The sequence below is a fragment of the Deferrisoma palaeochoriense genome (genome assembly GCF_054656955.1).
The window spans coordinates 1-363 of the sequence record NZ_BAAHXI010000194.1 but is presented as its reverse complement, the minus strand read 5'-3'; the positions used below and the strand labels follow the sequence as shown (position 1 = coordinate 363).

Annotated in this window: 1 protein-coding gene; it reads left to right on the top strand. The window is 62.3% G+C overall.

Annotated elements, in window-relative coordinates; all coding sequences use genetic code 11:
* The coding region (locus tag ACYQ8L_RS18675) for a transposase (RefSeq protein WP_459943324.1) at positions 1-363 on the top strand (363 nt) is incomplete at both ends.

Sequence of the window (363 nt, the reverse complement as noted above, 5' to 3'; positions counted from 1 at the left end):
GCATCGGCCCAGCGACTTCTTCCGCGACCTGTTCTTTACGATCTCCGGCGAACTCCACAAGCAACTCCCTGGGATCCCGGGGAAACGGCACCGATTTCGGTTCAAGCACCGCCTGCTGTCGCTGGACGCGACCACCATCACGCTGTGCCTGAACCTCTTCCCCTGGGCCAAGTACACCCGCATAAAAGGCGGTGTGAAACTCCACCTACTGCTCGACCACGACGGGTACTGGCCTACCTATGCCCACTTGGCCGATGCCCACTGCTCCGATGTCTCGGTGGCCCGAGCCCTCTCGCTTCCCCCAGGCTCCATCGTGGTTATGGACCGGGGCTACGTGGACTACGCCTTGTGGGGCCGTTGGAT